General features: G+C 39.5%; 25 protein-coding genes, 1 other RNA gene and 1 riboswitch. Of the genes, 9 read left to right on the forward strand and 17 right to left on the reverse strand.

Translation table 11 applies throughout. From position 1 onward, the window contains the following. Positions 1 to 14: 14 nt before the first annotated feature. A complete protein-coding gene (locus CLV99_RS11660; protein ID WP_133584687.1) occupies positions 15 to 1037 on the reverse strand; it encodes a lysylphosphatidylglycerol synthase domain-containing protein in 1023 nt (340 codons plus the stop codon). After that, the gene (locus tag CLV99_RS11665; protein WP_133584688.1) at positions 1025 to 2200 is read right to left on the reverse strand and encodes a glycosyltransferase family 4 protein; all 1176 of its coding nucleotides are present in this window, start codon (positions 2198 to 2200) and stop codon (positions 1025 to 1027) included. Before CLV99_RS11665 ends, CLV99_RS11660 begins: the two co-directional genes overlap by 13 nt. Positions 2201 to 2444: 244 nt before the next feature. On the opposite strand from CLV99_RS11665, the gene CLV99_RS11670 reads away from it, so the two are divergent. Beyond that, a complete protein-coding gene (locus CLV99_RS11670; protein ID WP_162850099.1) occupies positions 2445 to 3371 on the forward strand; it encodes an endonuclease/exonuclease/phosphatase family protein in 927 nt (308 codons plus the stop codon). Between the two features lie 77 nt (positions 3372 to 3448). Then, a complete protein-coding gene (locus CLV99_RS11675) occupies positions 3449 to 4369 on the forward strand; it encodes an endonuclease/exonuclease/phosphatase family protein (RefSeq protein WP_133584690.1) in 921 nt (306 codons plus the stop codon). A 3-nt stretch (positions 4370 to 4372) separates the two neighbouring features. Here the strand turns inward: CLV99_RS11675 and CLV99_RS11680 are convergent, their stop codons facing one another. The 5 genes from CLV99_RS11680 to CLV99_RS11700 form a co-directional block, all read right to left on the reverse strand. After that, positions 4373 to 4834 (reverse strand): copper resistance protein NlpE, encoded by a 462-nt coding sequence (locus tag CLV99_RS11680; protein WP_133584691.1) that lies wholly within the window; start codon positions 4832 to 4834, stop codon positions 4373 to 4375. A gap of 249 nt (positions 4835 to 5083) precedes the next feature. Then, positions 5084 to 5602 (reverse strand): SRPBCC family protein, encoded by a 519-nt coding sequence (locus tag CLV99_RS11685; RefSeq protein WP_133584692.1) that lies wholly within the window; start codon positions 5600 to 5602, stop codon positions 5084 to 5086. 7 nt (positions 5603 to 5609) lie between these two features. After that, a complete protein-coding gene (locus CLV99_RS11690; protein ID WP_133584693.1) occupies positions 5610 to 6062 on the reverse strand; it encodes a VOC family protein in 453 nt (150 codons plus the stop codon). 14 nt (positions 6063 to 6076) lie between these two features. Continuing rightward, positions 6077 to 6574, reverse strand: coding sequence for an SRPBCC family protein (locus CLV99_RS11695; RefSeq protein ID WP_133584694.1), 498 nt, complete (start codon positions 6572 to 6574; stop codon positions 6077 to 6079). A 20-nt stretch (positions 6575 to 6594) separates the two neighbouring features. After that, positions 6595 to 6966, reverse strand: coding sequence for a DoxX family membrane protein (locus CLV99_RS11700; RefSeq protein ID WP_133584695.1), 372 nt, complete (start codon positions 6964 to 6966; stop codon positions 6595 to 6597). Between the two features lie 127 nt (positions 6967 to 7093). On the opposite strand from CLV99_RS11700, the gene rnpB reads away from it, so the two are divergent. Further along, an RNA gene (gene rnpB / locus CLV99_RS11705) (RNase P RNA component class A) lies at positions 7094 to 7505 on the forward strand. A 125-nt stretch (positions 7506 to 7630) separates the two neighbouring features. Then, the gene (locus CLV99_RS11710) at positions 7631 to 8980 is read left to right on the forward strand and encodes a sigma-54-dependent transcriptional regulator (RefSeq protein WP_133584696.1); all 1350 of its coding nucleotides are present in this window, start codon (positions 7631 to 7633) and stop codon (positions 8978 to 8980) included. A gap of 398 nt (positions 8981 to 9378) precedes the next feature. Here the strand turns inward: CLV99_RS11710 and CLV99_RS11715 are convergent, their stop codons facing one another. From CLV99_RS11715 to CLV99_RS11740, 6 genes are all read right to left on the reverse strand, one after another. Then, positions 9379 to 10560: a homoserine dehydrogenase gene (locus CLV99_RS11715; protein WP_133584697.1), complete on the reverse strand. Its 1182-nt coding sequence runs from the start codon at positions 10558 to 10560 to the stop codon at positions 9379 to 9381. Positions 10561 to 10706: 146 nt separating this feature from the next. Further along, positions 10707 to 12014, reverse strand: coding sequence for an O-acetylhomoserine aminocarboxypropyltransferase/cysteine synthase family protein (locus CLV99_RS11720; protein WP_133584698.1), 1308 nt, complete (start codon positions 12012 to 12014; stop codon positions 10707 to 10709). A gap of 236 nt (positions 12015 to 12250) precedes the next feature. Continuing rightward, a riboswitch (SAM riboswitch) is annotated at positions 12251 to 12365 on the reverse strand. 163 nt (positions 12366 to 12528) lie between these two features. Next, positions 12529 to 13344 carry an AMP nucleosidase gene (locus tag CLV99_RS11725; protein ID WP_133584699.1) on the reverse strand — a complete coding sequence of 272 codons (816 nt, stop codon included), beginning with the start codon at positions 13342 to 13344 and terminating at the stop codon, positions 12529 to 12531. A 62-nt stretch (positions 13345 to 13406) separates the two neighbouring features. After that, the gene (clpX, locus tag CLV99_RS11730; protein WP_133584700.1) at positions 13407 to 14654 is read right to left on the reverse strand and encodes an ATP-dependent Clp protease ATP-binding subunit ClpX; all 1248 of its coding nucleotides are present in this window, start codon (positions 14652 to 14654) and stop codon (positions 13407 to 13409) included. Then, positions 14655 to 15353 carry an ATP-dependent Clp endopeptidase proteolytic subunit ClpP gene (gene clpP, locus CLV99_RS11735; RefSeq protein ID WP_133584701.1) on the reverse strand — a complete coding sequence of 233 codons (699 nt, stop codon included), beginning with the start codon at positions 15351 to 15353 and terminating at the stop codon, positions 14655 to 14657. Positions 15354 to 15423: 70 nt separating this feature from the next. After that, on the reverse strand, positions 15424 to 15885 hold the full coding sequence (locus CLV99_RS11740; protein ID WP_133584702.1) for a type I restriction enzyme HsdR N-terminal domain-containing protein: 462 nt from the start codon (positions 15883 to 15885) through the stop codon (positions 15424 to 15426). A gap of 141 nt (positions 15886 to 16026) precedes the next feature. Here CLV99_RS11740 and holA point away from each other — a divergent pair, with 141 nt between their 5' ends. The 3 genes from holA to carA all read left to right on the forward strand — a co-directional run bounded on the left by holA (position 16027) and on the right by carA (position 18719). Continuing rightward, the gene (gene holA, locus CLV99_RS11745; protein ID WP_133585089.1) at positions 16027 to 17037 is read left to right on the forward strand and encodes a DNA polymerase III subunit delta; all 1011 of its coding nucleotides are present in this window, start codon (positions 16027 to 16029) and stop codon (positions 17035 to 17037) included. A gap of 111 nt (positions 17038 to 17148) precedes the next feature. Further along, positions 17149 to 17352: a YwbE family protein gene (locus CLV99_RS11750; protein WP_133584703.1), complete on the forward strand. Its 204-nt coding sequence runs from the start codon at positions 17149 to 17151 to the stop codon at positions 17350 to 17352. Positions 17353 to 17618: 266 nt separating this feature from the next. Further along, positions 17619 to 18719: a glutamine-hydrolyzing carbamoyl-phosphate synthase small subunit gene (carA, locus tag CLV99_RS11755; protein WP_133584704.1), complete on the forward strand. Its 1101-nt coding sequence runs from the start codon at positions 17619 to 17621 to the stop codon at positions 18717 to 18719. Positions 18720 to 18767: 48 nt separating this feature from the next. On the opposite strand, the gene CLV99_RS11760 is transcribed toward carA, so the two are convergent. Then, the gene (locus CLV99_RS11760) at positions 18768 to 19109 is read right to left on the reverse strand and encodes a hypothetical protein (protein ID WP_246032748.1); all 342 of its coding nucleotides are present in this window, start codon (positions 19107 to 19109) and stop codon (positions 18768 to 18770) included. A gap of 69 nt (positions 19110 to 19178) precedes the next feature. Next, positions 19179 to 19559: a hypothetical protein gene (locus CLV99_RS11765; protein WP_133584705.1), complete on the reverse strand. Its 381-nt coding sequence runs from the start codon at positions 19557 to 19559 to the stop codon at positions 19179 to 19181. Positions 19560 to 19750: 191 nt separating this feature from the next. Here CLV99_RS11765 and CLV99_RS11770 point away from each other — a divergent pair, with 191 nt between their 5' ends. Together CLV99_RS11770 and CLV99_RS11775 are read left to right on the forward strand one after the other, a co-directional pair. After that, a complete protein-coding gene (locus tag CLV99_RS11770) occupies positions 19751 to 20149 on the forward strand; it encodes a hypothetical protein (protein ID WP_133584706.1) in 399 nt (132 codons plus the stop codon). A gap of 108 nt (positions 20150 to 20257) precedes the next feature. Then, positions 20258 to 21046 (forward strand): SDR family oxidoreductase, encoded by a 789-nt coding sequence (locus CLV99_RS11775; RefSeq protein ID WP_133584707.1) that lies wholly within the window; start codon positions 20258 to 20260, stop codon positions 21044 to 21046. Between the two features lie 41 nt (positions 21047 to 21087). On the opposite strand, the gene CLV99_RS11780 is transcribed toward CLV99_RS11775, so the two are convergent. Continuing rightward, positions 21088 to 22563, reverse strand: a complete 1476-nt coding sequence (locus tag CLV99_RS11780) for a RagB/SusD family nutrient uptake outer membrane protein (RefSeq protein WP_133584708.1) — start codon at positions 22561 to 22563, stop codon at positions 21088 to 21090. Between the two features lie 17 nt (positions 22564 to 22580). After that, positions 22581 to 25793, reverse strand: coding sequence for a SusC/RagA family TonB-linked outer membrane protein (locus CLV99_RS11785; protein ID WP_133584709.1), 3213 nt, complete (start codon positions 25791 to 25793; stop codon positions 22581 to 22583). Between the last annotated feature and the right edge of the window lie 16 nt (positions 25794 to 25809).

The following is a 25809-nucleotide window of genomic DNA, read 5'->3' on the forward strand; positions in this document are numbered from 1 at the left end:
TTTTTCTATAGGTATTAATCGGTTGATAGGGGGATTGGTTTGGTTCGTGTTTGGTTATGGAGGGCTTTTAACAATATGGCTAATAGCAACCCGATAACACACCATATTAATTGCCTGAATCGCCGGAGTATGGAAATAGAAACCCATAGGGTGGCATTTTTGACGCCAATCATATCTAAAGTGATTTTGTTGGCAAGTTCTTCAATACCTATCTGACCGGGAATTGCGGCTCCTACGCTTTTTATAATGATGATGGACATATCTAGTACGAGGCCATCCATGATCTGTATGGGGTATCCGATGAATGCGAGTAGAAGATAAAGTTCCATACTACCAATAACCCAGTGCAAAGCAAATAACAGGTAGGAATACCAGAAGTTTTTTTTGTCCTGTTGAAAGAAGATCTTACAGTTGTAGAAAGTTATGGATAGGGCTGTTAATGTTTTTTTCCAGATTGAGCTTTGGTCCTGTACAGGTACATGGCCTGCAGGACGGGATAGCGCAATGAATAAAGCTATTTTTATCAGAAGCAGTAAGGAGATTACACTGCTTATTATCCACGTTAGCTCTTTGGATAAGGATGTGTGTTCAGCATTGGCTAAAAGCCAAATCATAGCGATGATGAATAGTGATATCTGAGACAGGGTAGCAGTAATCCTAGAAGACGTTACGGATCTCAATGCAACTTCTTGGTTAATCTCGTATGGTTTTAGCAGTTGAGCCTTCAATAGATCGCCTGCTATCACGCTGGTCGGATTGTACAAGGCGAGTGTTTCGCCAACCTGTCGAATTGCGAACAGTTGGAGTAAATGTATCTTCTTTCTCTGTTGTCCCAGACATACCCACCAACCTATGGTTCCGATAAAATATGCCGAAAATGTTAGTAACAGGATATAGACAAACCGGAAACCTACTAGTTCGAGCTGCTTTTTTAAGGTAATAAAGTCGGTGTGTGCAATAAATACCCCTATAGAAACTATAGCAATAAGAATTATCACCACTTTGAAGAGTTGGCGTCCCGAAATTAGTTTGCCCATGCCAAACCTGATCTATGTTTTTGGAGCGCTAACTGTTGTATATCTAGAAAATACTGCTGAGACAGTGTGTTCCAGTCCAATCGTGATACGAACTCGAGTCCTTCTTTCCTGAACTTCGACCTTAAGGAACTGTCTTCGATTATAGATCTTAACGAGTGTACGTATTCTGAGGGATCTTGAGGACTACATTTAAATCCAGATATACCATGTTGGACTAGGGAAGCTGAGCCTCCTCCATCTGCAATTACACAAGGAAGCCCAGAGGCCATAGCTTCGACAACAACGTTGCCATAGGTTTCGGAGGTGGAGGTGAATACAAATGCATCTGCAGATGCATACAATTTAGATAGCTGTTCATGGTTTTTCTTGCCTAAGAAATAGGCGTTGGGCATTTCTTGCATGGCAACAGCTTGGGCAGTACCTTCTCCCACTATGATCAAGTTGTAGTCTAATCGCTCATGAGCTAATCTATGGTAGATAGCAATCAAGGTTTTTATGTTCTTTTCCCAGACTAAGCGGCTTGCAAATAAAATATTGGGTTTGTTATTGCCTGTAATATGCTGTATGTAACGACAATCTCGTTTTAATGGGGTGAAGAGCTGACAGTCTATACCTCTGGGCCAAATTTGGATTCTTTCGGTGTCGATTCCTATGGTTGATAGCTCGTCTGCAATAGATTGTGTGGGGACATAGGTCACTCCACAGCGGTTGTAAAAGCTCAACATTGCTTTTTTGATCCAATGCTGAGTGGGTTTTACTAAGGAAGTAAGGTTTCTAAAATAGTAGTCGATATAGGAAATAAAGTGTGTGTGATATATGGTCAGGACGGGGATTCCCCTTTTCTTGGCATAATTGAGTGCGAAAAAGCCAAGAAGGGAAGGAGTAGCTATATGTATTACCTCAGGCGAAAAACTATCCAAGGTGGCTTCTAATTTTGCTTTTATGAGATGAGGTATGGCCAGGCAGTAATCTTCATTCACAGGAATTCTAAAAGTCGGTACTTTATAGGATTTAAAGTCTCTAAATTGTTCTGGTCCATTTCCGTAAACGAATAGGTAGTCAAATACGTTAGGGTCGATTCGTTCTATTAATTGGAACATTGTGCGTGAAGCACCGTCAAAATCGGCAATCAATATTTCGGTAAAGAAGGCTATTTTCTTCATTCTTATAAACTTTATCTGTAAAAATATACGGTAAACGTGATGTCAGGGATAAGGAAGTGTTAAGATTTTGTAACCGATTTGTAATCAAAATGTTTGGGGTTAATATTATGGATACAGATGAGCTACAGATTGTTAATGTAGAAGTGGGTCTGTGTTTATACTGCTGCTGTACTTTTGCTGTAGATCAGAATAAAAAGATATGTTATTGTATTTGTCTTACGAAAGGAACAAGAAGCAATGGAACATGAGAATTTTAATTCTATCCGTTGTATGTGGTATAGCTTGCCTGTTGCTGGCTTTTAGAAGCAAAGGTACGGTACAGCACAGTTTGGTACCTAGCGTGTTACCTCTTCCTGAAATGTCTTTCGGAGAAATCGATGTCCTAACCTATAATATTGCAGGCTTGCCACAGTGGATTTCTAGCGCGGAGACACCGCGTGAATCCAGTATAGTCAGCATAGGCCAAAAAATCAATAGATTTGATTTGGTTAATATTCAAGAAGATTTCAACTACAACAAGTTTCTCTATCGTGATAATGAGCATCGTTATCGGACATCTAATATGGGGGGAGTGCCTTTTGGAGATGGGTTGACGACGCTGTCCAATTATCCAATTATTAAGTTCGAGCGCATCGCTTGGGAGGATTGTAATGGGGCGGACTGTTTGACTCCGAAGGGATTTTCGTACGCCAGAGTGGAGTTAGCCAAAGGCGTGTTTCTGGATGTATATAATGTACATGCTACCGCACAAGATGATATTCAAGCTACGCGGGCAAGAAGAGCAAACTTACAGCAATTGGCACTATTCGTAGAGGAGCACTCTGCATGCCAGCCAATTCTACTGATGGGAGATTTTAATGCTCATTATGCATTTGAAAGAGAATGGATAAAGGAATTTCAGGAGAAAGTGGATGTAATTGACAGCTGGGTTCTTTTGCAAAATGATGGATTCTTTCCAGAGGTGGTTGATGAATTTAATGCGCAACCTGCCTTGAACGTGACGAATGGCTGTGAGAGTATTGATAAGATCTATTTTAGGAACAGTGATCGCCTATTACTACATCCTACAAGTTATCAGGTAGAGCATGATCTTTTTCAGAATGAGTTGGGACAACCGCTCTCGGATCATTGTGCCATTTCGTTGAAGCTATGTTGGCAAAGTGTCAAATAGTGTTTTTAGTGCTTAAAATAAATTCTCAAAGGAATACTAATTTTGTAGCTATTTAAATAACTTTACACGTTATTGGAATGTTTTATATTATTAGTCTTCTGATTGTTCTATTGTTGTTTTTCCTAAGATTTAGGAAAGCCAGGAATATATTTATCTCTGCTGTATTGCCTCCGGTAGACGTCGAAGATGCGCGCTGTGGCACCATTCAGGTGCTGACTTATAATGTCGCGGGTCTTCCGCAGCGGATTTCCAGTGCTGATACTCCTCGAAAGACGAGCATGGAGATCATCGGTAGGCTCCTTAATAATTATGATATTGTAAATGTGCAGGAAGATTTTAACTATAACAGTTTCTTGTTCTCTACTGCTGAGCATCCTTATAAAACGATCCACAAGGGGAAGGTTCCCTTCGGTGATGGACTGAGTACGCTATCAAAGTTCCCGATATTGGAATATCGGCGCATACCTTGGAGCGTATGTCATGGATCGGATTGCTTGACTCCCAAGGGATTTAGCTATATCCGTGTACAACTCTCCAAAACGATAACGATAGATCTGTATAATCTGCATGCTAATGCACATGATACTATTCGGTCCGCACAGGCAAGACGACATAATTTAAATCAATTGGCGCAATATATACATGATCATTCGTTGGAGCGCCCTCTGTTGGTCATGGGAGATTTTAATGCTCATTATGCCTATGGTGAAGATAATATGGTGGATTTTCTCAAAAAGACGGCTTTGGAAGATGTTTGGATAGGCTTAAAGAGGGAAGGGGTATTTCCGGTTGTTGATCCTGAATTTAAGGCAAAAGATATGCTGTCATTGACCGATATGACAGAAAGCTTGGATAAGGTATTATATCGGAATAGTACCCATTTTAAGTTTACACCTACCTTTTATGATGTAGATCGTGTGCTGTTCAAAGACGATGCTAATCTAGCGTTATCAGATCATTTGGCGGTGCATGTAAACTTAAAATGGGAGTACCAGTAGATATTATGGAGTCTTTTTAAGATTGTATTTTTCTGCTAACTCTCCAGTTATCTCTTTGCCTTCTGTATCAAGTTGCATCAATACATTTTCACCAACTTTGTATTTGATATCCGTATCTTTTCCTTTTAAATGTACTACACTTCCATTGTTGTGCCACATGAATTTGCCAGTGTCTGCCACAGTAAGATTACGGTCTTGGTAAGTTGCTTTGTAAGAGAAAGTATCGTCTTTATATAACTTTACGGTCGTCTCTATTCCAGGGCAATCCGCACAAGGTGTTGTACCTTGGTAGGTACCCATCCAATCGACGGAGTTCTGAGAGGTGTGCTCGGTATCTAAAGAATCTGCATGGCTGTGGTTGTGTACCGTAGAGTCCTGCTGTTTTTGGCTATTTGAATTGTTGGAATTACAGGCTGTGAAAGCCAGAATTGAACATAGCGCAATGGTAGTAAGTGATTTGTTCATACTTAAATTGTTTTGTAATTGTATGGTAAATACAATTACCGTTCCCTTTTGTTTTAAGTAGCCGTTAAAAGATCGTATTTATTATTGAAGGAGGGGGGAATTGTTGCCTGTTGCACTTACTCCACTTGGAGGTGATTCGATTTGTAAGGAATGATGGGAGGTAGTCTGTGAAAACCTAGGTTCGGTATTCAAAAAGAAGTTCTCTGTAAATTACAGAGAACTTCTGGTGTTTTGGCTTTTCTGCTGTTGTTATTTTTCTAAGATTCCTTTGAGCGTTTTGAGACCCTTTTCAAAATCTTTGTTCATGTCATAAAAAACTGACATAAGATTAAAAGGATAGGGCATTGTTCCATTAATCTCCCAGCGAACCTCACTCTGGTTGGGAGCGAGCGAATCGACCTGTATGAAAGACTTATTGGCTTGATCAGATCCATTAAAAAAAAGATCCATTTCCAAACGTTTGCCGGCTTCTACTTTTGTGATGATTTGCTTTCCGTCTCCTACTTTCTTACTACGCCAAGTGTAAGTGAAGCCTACAGTCCCATCGGTACCGCTGTACTCTTTCTGTATTTGAGGATCTTGTTGTGACCAACTATCATAGGTTCCTTGCTTTTTTATTTGCTTTACATAGTCAAATACTAAGGATGAAGGCTGATTGATGACTATTTGACTGCCAGCATGAAAGTCTTTTGGCAGTATAGCGGCAACAAGAAGGATGATCGCGATCAACCCCAGTACAGTGAATAGGAAATATTTAATAAATTTCATTTGTTGATTATTGTTGGTTCATCATTTGATTTTTTCCTTCGTAATGGACCATCCACGAAATTCCAAATTGATCGGTGAAAGAAGCATAGAGCTCAGCGAAAAATTGTTCGCCTAATGGCATTTCTACATTTTGAGCATTGACTACCAATGCATCATACAGTTTTTTAGCTTCTTCCGTCGATGCTACATCGAGCATGATGTAGGTGTTGGTCCCTGGGGTAGCTTTATGTCCAAAATTTTCGATGCAATCCGATCCCATGAGCATACTGTCTGCATTGATCATCAGTGCGGTATGCATAATCTTTCTTTTATCCTCGTCGTTAAGTGGAAAGTTAGGGTCTGCAGGCATATCGCCAAAACGATAGGTGCCGATAAGGTCTGTATTGAAAACGGTTTTGTAAAAGGCAAATGCGTCTTCGCAATTGCCATTAAAATTTAAGTAAGCGTGAATTTTTGCCATAGTCTGTTTATTTATTACGTGTTATGTTCTGATAGGTATTGTTCGAGATTGTTTAATCCCATTTGGAATCCTTCGCGAAAGCCCATCTCTAATAGGCTATCCATTGCCTCTACGTTTTCGAATTCTATTGTATTGGTCACTGTGGTGCCACTAGGGGTTTGTACCATTGCATTATGCCATTTACTACTAGGAGGGCTATCTATAGATTTTACACCATTTTCATCACAGAAAGCATCTTCGGCCGTAAAATAATGATGGCTTACAATATCTATGTATTGCAATAAGCTCCATACTTTTTGCCCTTCTGGAGAGACCATGGCGTAAAGCCATCGCCCTTTGGGGATGAAATTCATTTCTTTTGTTACCGCTTTCCATGGGTGGGGTGCCCACCATTGGTCTAATATATTGGACTCGGTCCAGGCGGCCCACACCCGTTCGATTGATGCATGGTAGGTACTAGTCACTGTGATAGTGCTTGTATTGCGATCGATGTTAAATAGACTGTTGGCCATAATCGTATATTGCTGTGTGATTAAGATATAAGATGTTTGTACTTATCTCTATTATCGATAATTATCCAAGCGTTAATGAAGAAGAGTACCAGTGCCATTGGTAGTCCATCTGGTGCATATGTGAGGTGATGAAGTACGATTCCGATCATAATAGGTAGAATCATAAGTGCAGCCAATGCTCTGGTCTTGGTGATAATGAAGAGAACTCCAGCAATGATTTCGACAGTTGCAATTAAGGGCATAAGCCATTTAATGGTTGCAAAAGCTTGGGTCACTTGAGTGAGTTCGGGGGACATTTCAGGAACGGGGATGTACATGAAGAACTTGTTGAGCCCTGCATTGATAAACATCAACCCGAATAGGGAACAAATGACGAGTTTGAAAATCTTCATAATATCTAGTCGTTTATAATTTATTATTCAAAGTTATTATAGGGATAGAATAAACAACTTGACATAAGATAAGTTTTAAAAAATTTAAAATTATTTGTCTCTAAAAAATATCTTACTTTTGCAGCTGAAGCAAACTGGTTCTATCGCTGTTTCGATTGTGTCCGATAAGTTACGTACTGTCGGTCTACTGGAAGAGAGGAAAGTCCGGGCAACATAGAGCAACACGCTTCCTAACGGGAAGGCTCCGATTTGTCGGAGACAGAAAGTGCCACAGAGAATATACCGCCTTGATTAGTCAGGGTAAGGGTGAAAACGTGAGGTAAGAGCTCACGGTCTTGTATGGTGACATGCATTACGGTAAACCTCGTGTGTTGAAAAACCAAATAGGTTGCGGGAGCTGAAGGCTGCTCGTCTTCTCCCGATTTATCGGGAACCGCAATGGGTAGGTTGATGGACCCTATGAGTGATTGTAGGGCTAGATAAATGATAGAATCCCAATTTATTGGGAACAGAACCCGGCTTACAAGGTTTGCTTCTTTTTATTTCCTTCTTTTGTGCTTTTTAATGATTTAAAGAGTTATTCCTGCAGTTATCAGCTACCTGGGGTTCATTGGAATCCTGAAAGTTTTTTCTTATTTTGCTCGACATTAATTCAAATGTGAATATGGCTACAATTTTAATAATTGATGATGAACGTCCTATCCGTAGTTCGCTGCGTGATATTTTGGAATATGAGGATTATAAGGTTCTTGATGTAGATAATGGTGTAGATGGATTAGAGCTTCTCAAGAAAGAGAAGATTGATTTGACCCTGTGCGATATCAAGATGAACAAGATGGATGGGATGGAGGTTCTGACGGCTGCTAAAGAGTTTTCGGATATTCCGTTTATTATGATTTCGGGCCATGGTACGATAGAAACAGCGGTGGAGGCTGCGCGAAAGGGAGCTTATGATTTTTTGGAAAAGCCATTGGATTTAAATCGTCTGTTGATTACGGTACGTAATGCTCTTGAAAAAGGATCTTTAGTTAAAGAAACAAAGGTATTGAAGCGGAAGGTTTCTAAAACTAAAGAAATATTGGGTGCATCAGATGGGATATCACTTATTAAAGATAGTATAGAAAAGGTGGCACCTACGGATGCTAGGGTATTGATCACAGGAGCTAATGGATCTGGAAAAGAATTGGTCGCTCGATGGTTACATGAGAAATCAAATCGGGCAGGATCCGCTTTGGTGGAAGTAAACTGTGCTGCTATACCTTCCGAATTAATCGAATCTGAACTGTTCGGGCATGAAAAAGGTTCATTTACCTCGGCTATAAAGCAACGTATCGGAAAGTTTGAACAAGCTAGTGGAGGGACCTTGTTTCTAGATGAGATTGGTGATATGAGTCTTTCGGCGCAGGCAAAGGTATTGCGGGCGCTTCAAGAAAATAAAATTACACGTGTAGGGGGTGAAAAGGAAATATCGGTAGACGTACGTGTTGTTGCAGCGACGAATAAAGACCTGTTGAAAGAAATAGATGCTGGAAACTTTAGAATGGACTTATACCACCGATTGAGTGTGATTTTGATTCACGTCCCTTCTTTGGCAGAACGTAAAGACGATATTCCTACGTTAGCTACATCATTCTGTGAAGAAATCTGCGCTGATTATAATATACCGACGAAAGAGATAACAGCTGATGCAATGAAAGCGCTCCAAGCGCTTCCTTGGACTGGAAATATCAGGGAGTTGCGCAATATGGTGGAACGACTTATTATTTTGAGTGATCGTAAGATTACGGATAAAGAAGTGAATTCATTTGCTAATCCTTCGGTATCTACCCATCATGGTATGGGAAGTACAACTTCTATGATTGATTTGGATAGAATGAATACGCTGGAAGATTTCTTGGCATTCGCGGAAGAGAAATTTTTGGCTCATAAGCTGAGTAAAAATGGAGGTGACATTGAGCGGACTGCTCGTGCGGTAGGAGTCTCTGAAGAGCGGGTAAAGAAGTATAATCTTTGATAAACAAAAAAAGGGCGTTAGCCCTTTTTTTAATCGTTATACCTTCTCTTTTGTTTATTGTAAAGCATGAATACTACAATAACCAGTAGTATTAGTCCAATTATAATAAATACAGTTGGAGATGTCTGATCCGAACCACTTCCTGTCTGCGCCCATCCCCTAATAGAAAGCAACATTAGGAAGAATACACTATGCCATTTTCTCATAATACAAATATAAATCGTTAACCTTTAAACTTACTTATTTTTTTTGACAAAAGCAATTGGTTTTAAGTTTTTTAACGGATTTTAACGCTATATTTTATACTGTTGAGTGTGGTGGTTTTTTGCGTGTTTTCCAACGAAAGAAGGTACCTCTTTTTTAAGGTACCTTCTTCATAATTTTAGGGGTTAATATGCTTAGGCTATCTCTGCTAGAAAATATCCTGGCTGGTTAATTAGTTCTCGTTTATCAATAATCTCTTGTAGATTGAGGTGTCCTATTACATACTTGTAATCTTCACCATAGAATCTTTCGGAGATGTTCTTAAATGCAATGTTTTCTAAAATGTTTTCATCGGTATATCTAAAATAGACTTTAATGTCAACATTTGTTGTGTAGCGAAGTTCTTGCGCGTCTAAGTGTTTTTTATATTCATACCGGTAGTCATAGCGTAATGCTGTGATATCGGAGAGTACAGCTGATCCGGTAGGGTGGCCACCCGCCCCTTTACCATAGAAAAACTGTTCGTCGGCAAATGCTGCTTTTACAAGGACTCCATTGTTCTCATTTTCGACATTAAATAAGATACTATCTTTTGAAATAAACTTCGGAAGAACGTATAAAACGACTTCACTATTGCTTACTTCTTTGGCAAGAGGGATCAGCTTGATTTTTAGATTTTTTTCTTTGGCATAGCGAATGTCAGTATTGTCTAATCTATCTATACCCAAATTTAAGATCTGATCTGGATTTACAAATAAGCCGTAAGCGTGAGAAGCTACGATAGTCAACTTGAATTTGGGATCGTATCCACCAACATCTAGCGTAGGGTCAGTTTCGGCAAAACCGAGCTCTTGAGCTTTTTTAAGAGCAGTATCGTAACTTTGGTTTTCGTTGAATATTTTTGATAAGATATAGTTGGATGATCCATTGAAGATTCCGCTTACGGAGTGTAGCAGCTCATTGTCGTAGTATTCTTCCAGATTCCGGATAATTGGAATACTACCACATACGGCACCTTCGTATAAAAGAGAGGTACCATGCTGCTGTTGTAGAGCGGTAAGCTCCTGAAGATGTGTGGCAATCATTTTTTTATTGGCCGACACTACATTTTTGCCCGATGTTAATGCTTTTTTCGTTATTTCGAATGCTGCATCCGCATCATCTATAAGCTCTACAACTGTATTTATTTCAGGGTCATTCAGGATATCATTAGGATTTGTAGAAAAAAGCTCTGCTGGTAGACTTCTTGTTTTACCTGCATTCTTGATTACAAATTTCTTAATTTCTAAGTTGAGTTTTTTCGTTTTGATGATGTCATATAGTCCTTGGCCTACGACGCCAAAACCGAACATGCCAATAGTAAGCTTTTTACTCATTTCGTTTTAATACTGCTTTTAATTGTTATTATCTATGTTGTCTCTTGTTTTGCAACAAAGAATAAGGAGACAACCTAGTTTTTTATAAATACGGAGGGCAATTTGTTTGTAGTCAAATTGCCTCTGTATCTACGGTTTAGTTGTTCTTACTTTATTTTATCAAAAGCTTGTTGTAAATCAGCTTTGATATCGTCAATATGTTCAATACCTACTGATAGGCGTAATGATCCTGGATATACCCCTGCGGAACGTTGTGCTTCTTCACTCAATTGTTGGTGTGTGGTTGCTGCTGGGTGTATGATTAGTGTTTTTGCATCTCCTACGTTGGCCAGGTGACTGATCAATTCTAATGAATCAATAAATTCATCTGCTTTTTTTGCATCTCCTTTGATGGTGAATGAAAGGACAGCACCGTAACCGTTCTTAAGGTACTTTTGAGCCAAAAGATGGTAAGGGTGGCTCTTTAATCCTGGATAGCTTACAGATTCTACCTGTGGATGAGCTTCCAACCACTGCGCGATCTCTTGCGTGTTATCTACATGGCGCTGTACACGTAAGGATAGTGTTTCTAAGCCTTGTACTAACAGAAAAGAGTTAAAAGGGGAAAGAGCAGGTCCAAAGTCACGTAGACCTTCTACACGCGCTCTTATCGCAAATTGTATGTTGCCAAATGGACCATTAACACCAAATACATCCGAAAATACAAGTCCGTGGTATCCCTCTGAAGGTTCTGAGAATTGTTTGAATTTCCCATTTCCCCAGTTATAGTTACCACCGTCAATGATTACACCGCCTATGCTTGTACCATGTCCACCGATCCATTTTGTAGCGGATTCTACTACAACATTAGCTCCATGTTCAAGGGGTTTGAATAGGTATCCACCAGCTCCAAATGTATTGTCTACAATCAGCGGTAAATCATGTTTGCGTGCTACTGCTGCGATTTTTTCAAAATCAGGAATGTTATAGCTTGGATTACCAATTGTCTCTACATATATCGCTTTTGTTTTATCATCGATTAGTTTTTCGATGTTTTCCGCATCACTGTCTGCAGCAAATCTTGCTTCGATTCCTAGTCTTTTAAAAGATACTTTAAACTGGTTATAACTTCCACCGTATAGGTTAGCACCTGCAACGAAGTTTTCACCTGCCTCTAGTATATTCGTCAAAGCGATAAATTGAGCTGCTTGACCTGAAGCTACTGCTACAGCTGCAACCCCACCCTCTAATGCTGCTATACGTTTTTCGAACACATCTGTTGTTGGGTTCATGATGCGTGTGTAGATATTGCCGAATTGTTTTAACGCAAAAAGGTTAGCTCCATGTTCCGCATTGTCAAAAACGAAAGAGGAAGTTTGATAAATAGGCAATGCACGTGATCCTGTTGTAGGGTCAACTTCTTGTCCTGCATGTACCTGTAATGTTTCGAAATTTAAAGTTTTATTAGTAGCCATTTTGATTTTTTTTAAAGATATAATATAAGAAGTAAAAGAGGGATTGGAGGTAGGTCGTCGTTGGAAGTGCCTGTCAAAGATGTTGCGTAACGCAAGGATAGAAAGGGACCGACGACTAACGCATTCGCGTAGATGTACAGCTATAGATATCTGTACCAAAGTAGCCTTTGCGAGTAGTTAAACTATTCGCAACAATTGATAATTGTTGTGTGAATTTTGATTTCATTGTCTTCTTTCATTTATATGCTCCAAAGATTTATTTCTTTGGACAGGAATTGGCACCTTTTCAAATACTTTTTGAAGGTTGCCAGCGGGTCATAGAGCCAGTCTCTCGCCGCTTCTTTATAAATCAAGACCAATACTAGAAAGGTGTTGATTAGGTGCACTACTGTCTAAGTGCGTAGCAAATATATGATATATCTTTTAAATAACCAATGAATTTGTGCTAAGTTCTTAAAATATAGCTTCTATCTCCCTTTTAGTAGTATTATAGTTGAGTTTTTTTTTGAATATTTTAAAACTTCAGGTGTTTTACCGTCAGTCCATTGTTGATAAGCTGTTTTAGTGCATCGATTCCAATATTTAGATGTGTCTCGACGAATTTTTCAGTCACAGCGAGGTCACTCTCTATGGTTTTTACTCCCTCTGGTACCATAGGTTGATCGGATACTAACAATAAGGCTCCGGTCGGAATTTTATTTGCAAATCCTACACTGAATATCGTTGCTGTTTCCATATCAACTGCCATTGCACGTATGGATTTGAGGTACTTTTTGAAAGCCTTGTCGTGTTCCCAAACGCGTCTATTGGTCGTGTATACAGTCCCGGTCCAGTAGTCTCTAGCGTGATCTCTTATCGTTGTCGAAATCGCTTTTTGGAGGGCAAAGGCTGGGAGTGAGGGGACTTCTGGTGGAAAATAGTCATTGGACGTACCTTCACCTCGAATAGCGGCTATCGGTAGAATGAGTTCGCCCACAGCTATCTTCTTTTTTAAACCACCGGTTTTTCCTAAAAAAAGAACCGCTTTAGGGTTGATGGCCGATAATAGGTCCATTACTGTAGCTGCCATTGGACTTCCCATACCGAAATTGATGATTGTGATACCATTGGCTGTACATGCTTGCATGGCTTTATCCTGACCATATATAGGCGCATCGTCATGCATATTCGAAAACATGGTGACATATTTCGAAAAATTTGTAAGCAGGATATATTCTCCAAATTCTTCCAAAGGCTTTCCTGTGTAGCGGGGTAGCCAGTTTAACACAATGTCTTCTTTTGATTTGAGCCCCGGTGTAATCGGAGTTTCAACAGATTTTGTTTTCTTCATATCTCAATGTTTTTGACCCTATACAAAAATCCCCCACCGGGAGGGGTGAGGGATTGTATTGCTTAGGCTACTTTTAACTTTTTAATATCCGATTTTGCAAACTTCTTTTTAGCATAATCGAGTGTTATATGTAAGCTTTTCTCCTCACGTTCTTCTTTTGTTGTCGGAATTTCAAACATGGCATCTAACATGATAGCCTCACAGATACTTCGTAACCCACGTGCGCCTAATTTAAATTCCCAAGCCTTATCGACTATAAATTCAAAAACTTCTTTGTCGAATTTAAGCTCTACGTCTTCATATTCAAACAATTTGACGTACTGTTTTATTAACGCATTTTTCGGCTCAGTAAGTATACTTAAAAGTGTTTCTTTGTCAAGAGGGTTTAAATGTGTCAATACAGGCAATCGTCCTATGAGCTCAGGAATCAGACCAAAACTCTTTAAATCCTGCGGAGTAATGTATTTGTATAGGTTGTTAAGGTCGATGTCCTCTTCATCCTCCATCATTTTGTAACCCACAGTCTGTGTCCGTAGACGATTAGCTATTTTTTTCTGTATGCCGTCGAATGCTCCACCACAGATAAATAGGATATTGCTCGTATTCACTGTGATCATTTTTTGATCTGGGTGTTTACGGCCTCCTTGAGGAGGTACATTGACATTAGTTCCTTCAAGAATTTTAAGCAAGGCTTGTTGTACACCTTCACCAGATACATCTCTGGTTATAGAAGGGTTATCACTCTTGCGGGCTACTTTGTCGATTTCATCAATATAAATTATTCCTCTCTCTGCAGAGGCGACATCGTAGTCAGCAGCTTGGAGCAATCTTGTAAGTATACTTTCTACATCTTCACCAACATACCCCGCTTCGGTCAATACTGTTGCATCGACGATAGAGAAAGGAACATTTAATATTTTTGCTACTGTTTTTGCTAATAAAGTTTTTCCCGTTCCTGTCTCTCCAACGATAATTAGATTTGACTTTTCGATTTCAGTTTCATCAGCACTTGTTTTTTGGTTCAATCGCTTGTAGTGATTGTAAACAGCTACTGAGATTACTTTTTTAGCTTCATCTTGTCCAATGACATATTGATCTAGATGCTGTTTTATTTCTAATGGACGGATTAGCTTGAGTGTTGTTTGCAACGATTTGTTTTTTCGTTGGTTCAACTCTTCAGCCAAAATTTCGCCAGCCTGAGTTACACAGCGGTCACAGATATGCGCTCCATCTCCTGCGATCAGCATTAACGCTTCGTTTTTACTGATTCCACAAAATGAGCAGTGGATATCTTTGTTGTTTTTGCTCATTTATTTACTTTCTTTTCGAGGTGCCAAGACCTCATCTATCATTCCAAATTCTTTTGCTTCTGCTGCTTTCATCCAGTAGTCGCGGTCCGAAGACTTTTCAACCCATTCGTAGCTTTGTCCTGAATGCTCAGCTATGATGGTATAAAGTTCTTCTTTAAGTTTCAACATCTCACGCAAGTTGATTTCCATATCAGCAGCAACTCCTTGTGCACCGCCTGAAGGTTGGTGAATCATGACGCGCGAGTGTTTTAGGGCAGCACGTTTTCCTTTTGCACCTGCCACTAATAATACTGCTCCCATTGAAGCCGCCATACCTGTACAGATTGTGGCTACATCTGGAGAGATGTACTGCATGGTATCGTAGATTCCCAATCCTGCATATACACTTCCACCAGGTGAGTTGATGTATATTTGAATATCTCTTTGTGCGTCAGTGGATTGTAAAAATAATAGTTGTGCCTGAATTATATTTGCAACTTGGTCATTGACGCCATCTCCTAAGAAGATGATACGGTCCATCATTAGCCTAGAGAATACATCCATTTGCGCAACATTTAACTGACGCTCTTCCACAATGTAAGGGGTCAAGTTAGTCGGCATTTGCGTTTCTACGCGAGAAATAAAGCCATCTACATGTTGTGATCCGATGCGGTGGTGCTTTACTGCGTATTTTCTGAATTCGTTTTTATCTATATTCATTGTTCTATGATGTTACTTTTTTAAAAATATTAGACTAATATAAATCGTTTTTCTTAAATACGAATAATATTTATGTCTCCTTATTGTAATTTGGTAGATCTGAAATAAAATCAACTGTATTGTTTTCAAAATTTACCTTACAGAAATAATGCTGCAAACCATTACTTACCAGTAGAAGCGGAATTTTGTGTTTGCTGTTGTAGCTGCCGATCTGTTCAAAGGTAGCTTGTGATATCTTTACCCCTGGGGCTTTGAACTCAGCCAATAATATCATTTCTCCGCTATTGTTGAATACCACTAAATCACTTCTCTTCTGCAGCTCATTGACGACTAATCCGCCTTCTATTTTCATCAAGGATTTTGGATATTTCTTATTTAAGTGCAAAAAATGTACCCAATGTTGCCGTACCCATTCTTCGGGCGTGAGCAAAAGGTTTTTCTTTCTGAGAATATCGAAAACATAAACCTTATTTTGAATACGGGTCAGCTTTAACGGGAAAGGGGGTAAGTTTAATTGTACAGGCTTAAACATAGGCAAATTTACGGAATTTTGGGTGTATAACAAAATGGGGAAGCCAGTCGCGGTTTGAGCGACAAAAATAAACCTCCATTTCAATAGAGAATAATATTCACTACCTACATATTCCTCCAGATTATGTATTTTCGCAAGGACATGAGCGCACAATCGATTTTAAGTGATATCAAGCAACGGAAGTTTAAACCTTTGTATCTGTTACATGGTGAAGAGTCCTATTATATTGATCTAATCAGCGATAGTATCGAAAATGGTGTACTTGACGATAGCCAAAAGGGCTTTGATCAAACCATTTTATATGGAAAGGATACTGATTTTTCCACAATTGTAAGCGCAGCAAAGCGTTATCCGATGTTGAGTGAATATCAGGTCATCCTTGTTAAGGAGGCGCAGGGGCTGAGATGGAAAGGGGATGACGACTTTTTAATGAAGTATATTGATCAGCCTACACCCACAACTATTTTGGTATTCGCTTTTAAGCATGGCAAATTTGATAAACGTACGAAGCTGTATAAAGCGCTTGAGAAGAAAGGGGTAGCTTTTGAATCCGAAAAGCTTTATGACAACAAGGTGGCACCTTGGATTGTAGAGGAACTGCAACGTAATGGACAGCGGGTGCACCCTCAGGCGGCGGCACTGATGGCGGATTATCTCGGAACTGATCTTTCCAAAATTGCTAACGAAGTACAGAAATTGGTACTTAATGTACCCAAGGATCGTGAGATATCAGTGCAAGATATTGAACAGAATATCGGAATAAGCAAAGACTTCAATGTATTTGAGCTCAATTCTGCATTGGGTAAACGAGAAGTGCTTAAAGCGGTTCAGATCGTTGATTATTTTGCTTCAAATCCAAAGTCAAATCCTTTTGTCGTAGTGATAGGTTCGCTGGCAGGATATTTTACGAAATTGTTAAAGTATCATTATCTACCAGACAAGTCTTCTGCTGTCGTGGCGAAGGAGCTTGGTGTACACCCTTTCTTTACAAAAGAGTATGACATGGCGGCACGTAATTTCAATCGACGTAAATTATTCGATGTGCTTTCTGTGCTGCGGGAGTATGATCTCAAATCCAAAGGGTTGAATGCGGGGCCTAATACGAGTGATGGGGATTTGATGCGTGAGATGATATTCAAGATTTTAAACTAATTAGGTGAATCCAATAAAATGGGGGTAGCGTCGTTGCATTTAATTGCTTTATGGCCGTTAAAAGACAAAACGATCCGCCAGTTGGCGATCATCAAAGATAATTATTTACATATGAAAAATGGAAAAACAAGAGCGGATGTCAAACCAGGTATGTTGGTGAATATTGTGCTAAAGAAAGATCAACGTACGGGAATTCTTACGGAAGGTATAGTGAAGAATCTGTTGACCTCAGCACCATTTCATCACCGTGGTATCAAGGTGCGCTTGGATGATGGACAAATCGGACGCGTACAAGAAATCTTGGAAGAGGATTAAGGATAATATTTTTATTTTTATTTTTGACTTGTTAGTTTTCTTTCTACCTTTGTCCCTCGTGAAAATTGATATTTTTGATTTGATTTCCAAGGACACTGTGTTCAATGTTTACATTGAAATATCACGAGTTTGATACGTATAGCCCATTTGGGCTTTTTTTATGTCCAAAAATTAATATTGGACTTCCGAAAAGCGGAAATATCATTTGAACAAAGAGAGGGGAGACCTTATCTAAATTTGAAATTATTTAGTATTTAATATAGAAAATGACCAGCTACAGTAAATTACCCGCAATTTTAGTTTTAGAAGATGGAACAGTTTTTCACGGTAAGGCCGCCGGAAAAATTGGTACAACTACTGGAGAAATTTGTTTTAATACCGGAACTACGGGATATCAGGAGATATTCACTGATCCGTCGTATTATGGACAGATCATGGTGACGACCAATTCCCATATTGGTAACTATGGTATCGATGAAGATGATGCTGAATCCGATAGAAATCAAATTGCGGGACTGGTATGTAAGAATTATAATATCAACTACAGTCGTAAAATGGCAGATGAGTCTATACAGACTTATTTTGAAGCGCAGAATCTAGTTGGTATTTCTGACATTGATACGCGTTCTTTGGTGCGTCATATCAGGGATAAAGGAGCGATGAATGCCATTATCTCTTCTGAGAATATTGACGTAGAATCATTGAAGGCTGAATTAGCGAAGGTGCCGTCGATGGCGGGCTTAGAGCTATCTTCATTGGTAACGACAAAGGAGCCTTATTTTTACGGAGATGAGACTGCAAGTACACGTATAGCTGTTCTGGATTTGGGAATAAAGAAAAATATTCTTCGCAATTTTGATGCAAGACAGGTTTATGCGAAAGTGTTTCCTGCTAAGACTAGTTTTGCTGAGATGGAAGCTTGGGGTGCTGACGGATATTTTATTTCCAATGGCCCTGGGGATCCTTCAGCTATGGAGTATGCTATTACGACGGTGCAAGAGATTTTGGCAGCGGACAAGCCGATGTTTGGTATTTGCTTGGGACATCAGATTTTAGCTTTGGCGAATGGAATACGTACCGAGAAGATGTTTAATGGACACCGTGGTATTAATCATCCGGTAAAGAATATTATTGCGAATAGATGTGAGATAACATCACAGAACCACGGTTTTGGTGTGGTCCGTGAAGATATCGAGAATTCGGACAATGTAGAGGTAACGCATATCAACTTGAATGACAACTCTATCGAAGGTATCCGTGTAAAAGGTAAAAAAGCCTTTTCTGTACAATATCACCCGGAGTCATCTCCAGGTCCACACGATTCCCGTTATTTATTCGATGATTTTATCAGCATGATAAAAGGATAAAAAAAGAGGCTCAGTTTACTGAGCCTCTTTTTTTATAGCGAAAGTCTACTATAGTACTTGATTCTTGTCACCAAAAGTAATCATGATCATACCTGCTACAATAACAAAAATGCCTAGTATTTGTAGCCAGGAAATGGATGTTTTGAAATATAATGCCATGGCGAGCTGTACGGTAATAAATGTCCCTCCAGAACAAAGTGCTATTACAATAGGCTGAGACACGTTCTTAAATAATTGTATTAAAAACCAACTTGCGGACAGTAGTATCACATTTCCGATTATCAAAGCGTGCCAATGGTACTTTGGATTTATCCCGCCCCATTTGAATAATATACTGGCAACTATCTGACAGGCCCAGAATGCAGCGAAATAAACGTAATTGATCATCATTTTATTGTTAATATCATTCGAAATTAATAATAAAAAGTGGATGTTGCGCAGTAGCGATCTGTTTTAGATTTAATGTACCTTTGGACTTTCGAGCAGATCTGTGACATAGCCTAAGATTTCAATCTCACTATGTCCATCTTCCAGCATCGAAAAAGTAAGATAAGCGGCATATATTTCACCACTGAATACGACATGCTTATCCTCTACAATAGTATCAATAATCTGATCTCTTATTTCGACACCGATATGTTGGAGCTCGTTGTGTAAGTTGGTTGAGATGGCTTCATGGCATTCGCCACTAGCAAAGCCAACGATAATATGTAAAACCAATTTGTCAAAAATATCAGGATCTAAGCTTTTGAATTTATTGGCATAAAGTTCGTAATCAAAGCGTTTTTTTGCGCTGTTGACAATTTTATCCCAGATCAAAAATTCTGTTTTCGTCTGCATAATTGTGATTGTTTATAAAAGTGGTTATGTAAATATAAAAAAAATCAACTGTATTTCAAAGCCCAACGGAGAGCTGTTCTCTTCTATGTAGGTCGTAATCGGATTTTTAAGAAAAACTATTTTATATCGTAATTTGTTTATAGGGTACAGAGCTCTGTGAGATCTTAATATAACAAGAGAAGGAGGGTATTATGCTATTGAATAATTACGTTGATCCAGAAGAAGATTTTTTTGAAGAGGATGACGAAGGTGAGCGATTGGAAGTGAATGACCTAGCTTTTGACGAGGGGAGGGGAAGCTATCGTCTCGATGTGGATGATAATGATCCGGATTGGGATCATCCTGCTGATTACGATACGTTGAGTCAGGGGGCTGAATCGGATGTTTCTACTTATGATGCATCTAACCCCTTTGTAGGGTCAGAGTATGCAGATCTGGATGATCTAAAAGCCGAAGAATTGGAGAATTCAGGGATGCGCGTGACAGGGAAGGGGAATTTGAAGTTGTCGAAATTGGACAAAGAGATTGCTAAAGATGAAGAGGATCGTCGGGACGATCTAGATGAGGAGGGATATCCAAAAAGGGATTGAAGTCGTTGGTTTACGTGTTTTTTGTGCGGTATATTCGTATATTTTATTTAGGTTTGATAGGGTTGCTGTCGAAGAGGCAACTGTATTTTGAATTCCTAAACAGTACAGATGAAAATATTATTAAATGGAAAGAAGGCTCTGGTCGGAGGGAGTTCTTCGGGAATTGGTCGAGCGATAGCTATGGAGCTTGCAGCATGTGGGGCATCAGTTACCCTAATGGCCCGGTCTGAGGAAAAGGTCAAGGCGGTATTAGCCGATTTGAATACCGATGCGGGACAAGAACACTGTTATCTTATTACTGATTTTAACGATTATGAATCCCACAAGGGTAATTTGAAGTATTATTTTGAAAATCATACCGTAGATATTTTAGTGAATAACACCAATGGCCCTCAGGCGGGGGATGTACTGCATAAGGAAGAGGTGGATTATCAACAGGCTTTTGATCTGTTGTTTCAGAATGCTGTATTTGCTAGCCGTTTGGCCTTGCCTCATATGCAATCACAAGGATTTGGACGTATTATCAATGTTTCGTCTATGACGGTGAAAGAACCTCAGGATAGCTTGGTGCTGTCGAATACAATGCGTACAGCTTTGGTTTCGTGGAGTAAAAGCTTATCTAATGCTGTTGCTGCGGATGGGGTTACTGTAAATTCTATTCTGACGGGCTATTTTGATACGGATCGGTTGAATAGCTTGATGGAAAATCAAGCTAAGTCTGTAGGTGTAGATGTGGGAGATATCAGGAAGCAGCGGGTTTCTTCTGTACCAGTGAAAAGGTTGGGAGATCCAAAGGAGTACGGTTATCTGACTGCTTTTTTGGCGTCCGATTATGCATCTTTTTTGACTGGTGCAGCGATTCCTCTCGATGGAGGGATAGCTAAGACTTTGTTTTAAGATTAATAAAAAGGGGCGATAGATATCGCCCCTTTGATTTGTTACTCGTACCCCGGGTTTTGTTGACTTTGGATTACTTTATTTGCGTCCATTTCGCCAAGAGGAATAGGTAATAGTGTTTTGTAGAATGTTCTATCTATTGTTTTCTCTCTGTGAGTATGAGGAATAGAGCCGAGGTCATCGTCAAAAGTAATTGACTTGTTCCAGCGCATCATGTCAAAAAAGCGGTGTCCCTCGGTGAAGAGCTCTTTTGAACGTTCGTTGGCAATCATATCCATTGTGATTGTTGCTTGACTACTTGGCATAAGATTCGGAGATCTTTTTCTTATTGCATTTAGATAAGTGGATGCTTTTACAAGATCAGGGGTACTTGAACGTAAAGCCGCTTCTGCTGCAATAAGGTATACTTCTGATAATCGAATCACTTTAATATTTACAGCAGTAGTGTTGCTTGGCGTTTTCTTATCACCTGCTAGCGTTGTACTACCACTATATTTATAAGATGCACCAAATCTTGTACTGGAAACTTCGTCATAGGACATCACTCCTTTTCTAACATCATTGGCATCTTGATTTAAAAGGTTAATAAAGTCAGTACTTGCAGTAAAGTATCCTGCTGCTATTGTCGTGTTAGGATGGCCTCTGCGACGGTAGTAAGCCCCAAGTGACGTGTTCCCTAGATCACCTTCTTTTGCATAGATGCCCAATTCAAAAATAGATTCCGTACCAAATTCGGTAGTCCATGAATCTACCCATCCGCTATTTTCGTAGAGTTTGTACACATTAGGTGTAATGACTGATTCTGCTGCTGCTAGTGCATTGGTAAAATCCTCCATGTAGAGATAAGCTCTAGCTTGCATAGCCCTGTTAGCATAATAATTTAGAAAGCCATTTGTTTTGCTCTTAGACAGCAGGGATTCTGAATCTTTTAGATCTTTTAGTATCTGCGTATAATTCTCTTCAACTGTGTTTCGACCTAATTGATCTTCCATTTCCAGTCTAGTAAGAGTTATCGGTACGCCAAATGCTGTCTTGTTTTTATTATAAGGTTCACCATATAACCGGACTAGGTCAAAATAGATCATAGCCCTAGCAGTCAAAGCTTGTCCGATTGAGTTGTCAAAGTTTTCCGTAGATCCATTAGTTTTTAGTTTCTCTATTTCACTTAGGAGATCATTAATCTGTGCAATACAGTGATATCCCTGAGACCAAATGCTGGAGTAGTTGTTTGTATTCTTAGAATGGTTGAACACATATAGATAGTCATATCCTCTACCTTGGGAGGTGATGGTGATATCTCCTCCTTTTGTGTCAGCATAAAGAGGGAAGTTACGGCCATAGTAGGACCCACTTGCCATTTTACTCATCAATCCTCGAATGATAACTTGAGCGTCCGCAGCAGTTTTGATCGATTGATTGGCATCTATTGAATTTGTAGGAACTACATCCAGAAAGCCACTACATGAAGCAAAGCTACATACTGCAAATACACAGGATGCTAATATTATATTTTTCATGATTTGTCTAATTAAAGTTAAAAACTAAAGTCAATTCCAAAAGTATACGTTTTAGCGATAGGTGTTTCCCAACCTCTTGTACTATATTGATTTACTTCAGGGTCCGCATTTTTGTATTTGCTGAAAGTTAGAAGATTGCTACCATTGAAGTAGACCCGTGCATTACTGATTTTAACAGAATTTAGTAATGATTTAGGGAGATTATAAGCCAAGGATACGTTTTTCAAACGTAGAAAGGAGGCGTCATAGAGGTGACGGCTACTAACTTGGTTTACGTCTTCCAGATCGCGCCCAGATACCATTGGGAAGTGTGCAGACGTGTTGTCTGGTCTCCAGGTATCTTCTACGAAATATTGAGCATGGATACGTTCCCAGTAATAGCCATCATCAGCGACATCTCTATTGCCTGCATCATAGATTTTTCCGCCAATCTTGTAATTGAAGTTGAGCCCTAAAGCAAAGTTTTTATACTCCACATTGGAGTTGATACCGCCAAATAATTTAGGAATACCACTTCCGATAATAACCTGTTGTGCTTTTGTGTAATCGTTTGTCGCGCCTCTTCCTTCGTATAGAAAATCTCCTTTAGAATCGTCTTTTGAGTTATTGACAAACCATACATTTTTTCCGTTGGAAGGGTCAGTCCCAGCCCATTCTAATCCATAGAAAGACAAAGTCGGCTGTCCTTCTCTATATACCAAGCGTGTGCGTGCATCACCTCCAGTTGGGTCATACCACACAACCTGGGCTCCCTCATTGAGTGAAACTACTTTTGATTTGATGGTTGCTCCGTTTACACTCAATGTCCATTTTACATTTTCATTGTTAACAATATCAGAGCCTAAAGTGAACTCTAGCCCCCTATTATTAATTTGTCCTACGTTCTTGACAGAAGAACTGAAACCCGTAATCATAGATTGTGGGACGTCTTGTATCAAATCTTTTGTATCACGATTATAATATTCTATCGTTCCAAATAGTTTGTTCTGTAGTATTCCAAACTCTAGTGCAATATTAGATGCATAGTTCGTTTCCCAAGTAAGATTAGGGTTGGGAGAGTTTCCAAGACCCCCGCCGGGTCTTGTCATATACTTATTTCCAAAAGTAACTAAAGGTCTCCAAGCATAATTGTCTGTGGGTAGGGTACCATTGACACCGTAGGAACCTCTCAATCTTAAGCTATTTATACTACTGATATCTTTTAAGAAATCTTCTTTTGCTAAATTCCAAGAAGCAGCAACTGACCAAAAGTTGCCCCAACGGACATCTGGGCCTAGTTTTGAAGAACCATCACGTCTATAGGAGGCAGATCCATAGTATTTCTCGTTGTAGTTGTATTCCGCTCTGGATAGTACAGATAGCATGTTGTTACCCCAGCTGTATGCTGTTGCATCCAAGACTCCTGCAGTAGCAACAGTATGTAACTCAGAGTTTGGAAGGTCTGTACCAGAAGAACGCATATATTTAGTTTGGTTTTTTTCCGCTTCAAAACCAACCAAAAGTCCTAAATTGTGTAATCCAAAGGATTTGTTGTAGTTCGCTGTTGTAGAAGATACCAATTTCTCGACATTGGTAGACATCTCTGATACTGATCCAAAGACGGAAGAAGCGGCATAGTGATTTGCACTAAAGTATATATGATCCTTTGCTTCTGCATTATCATAGGAAAATATCGTTTTGATGTTTAATTCAGGCAATAAGAAAACAGTTAATGAAGGAGCCGCTGATATCCGACGGGTATTTGTCGAGTTTTCCCATTCATTGTTGTAGTAATCATGGTTCTGTGCGTAGCTATTATATCGATCTGTCCATGGTTTTCCTGTCTTATAGTCTGTAGGCCAATAGAATGGCCAAAATAGATTTCTTGATTGGAACAGATAACTTGTACTTGTATTTCGAGTATCATTTACCCCTGATTGTTTTGTGTTGGCTATGTTAACGTTGGCGTTAAATTCTGCTATAGAGCCTATTTTCTGTGTAAGATTCACTCGACCATTGATGCGGTCATAGTTGTTGATCACAGCTCTACTTTTGTCAGAAGTATACCCTAAAGAAGAAAAATAGCTTGTCGTTTCAGTACCTCCACTTATGGAAACATCATTCGTGTTGAATTTCCCTGTGCGGAAAAATACCTTATCCCAATCAAAGAATTTTCCATCTCTATTTTCTACACCATCAGTTTTTCCTTTGATAATTACATTCTCAAACATAGAAGTACCATTCGTTGAGAACTCATAGCCATGAATACCAAAACCATAACCCGAGTTAGGTTGCCCATAGGATGTCCCAGGAGTCCAGTTTCTAGAGTTTAAACGCATTAATGTTTGTTCATTCGCTTGTTCTGGAGTTCGACCTGCAGCTATTCTTGAATCATAGAGAATGCTATAAAGCATGTTGATTTGGTCCTGAGGAGATGCTGATTCGTAGTTGTCTGTTGCCCAGGTTGGACTTAGGGCAAGTGAACTTTTAAAATTAATTTTCGGACTTCCTGTCTTACCCCTTTTTGTCGTTATAATGATTACTCCGTTTGCAGCTCTAGAGCCATAAAGCGAAGCTGCTGCCGCATCTTTTAATACAGTGAGGCTTTCGATGTCATTTGGATTAAGAGTGCTCATTATATTATTAGAAGTAGCAATCTGTCCTGACATCTGAGAAATATCTCCTGAAACCACGGGAACTCCATCAATAACATATAAAGGCTCGTTTGAAGCGTTCATGGAACCAATACCTCTTAATCGAATAGAAGAAACTGCTCCTGCTTGTCCTGAATTTGTTGTCACTGTCAAGCCAGCGACTTGCCCTGATAGTGCTTTTTCAAAAGAAGTAACGGGTTGTTTATCGATGTCTTTGGCACTAACTGTAGCTGCTGAACCTGTAAAGGAGCTTCTTTTGGCGGTACCATAGGCTACAACCATTACTTCGTCGATTGCCTGTTCGTCGGATGCCAAGGTTACACTAATTGTCTTACGGCCTTTTACAGGGATCTCTTGAGAGATATAGCCCACTGCTGAAACGACTAAAGTCGAATTTTGGTCTGCATTGAGGGTGAAGAGTCCACTGGAATTTGTGGATGCTGCATTAGATGTACCTTTGATCGCGACTGTGACACCAGATAGGGGTGCTCCATTCTGATCGGTAACCTTCCCAGCAATTGAAACTTGCTGCGCGTTTACAACCTGTAAACCAGCGCTCGCCATCACACATAGTGTGGTGAGTAGATGATTTTTCATGAATAAGGTTTATTTA

Source organism: Sphingobacterium yanglingense (genome assembly GCF_004363245.1).
Classification (GTDB): Bacteria; Bacteroidota; Bacteroidia; order Sphingobacteriales; family Sphingobacteriaceae; genus Sphingobacterium; species Sphingobacterium yanglingense.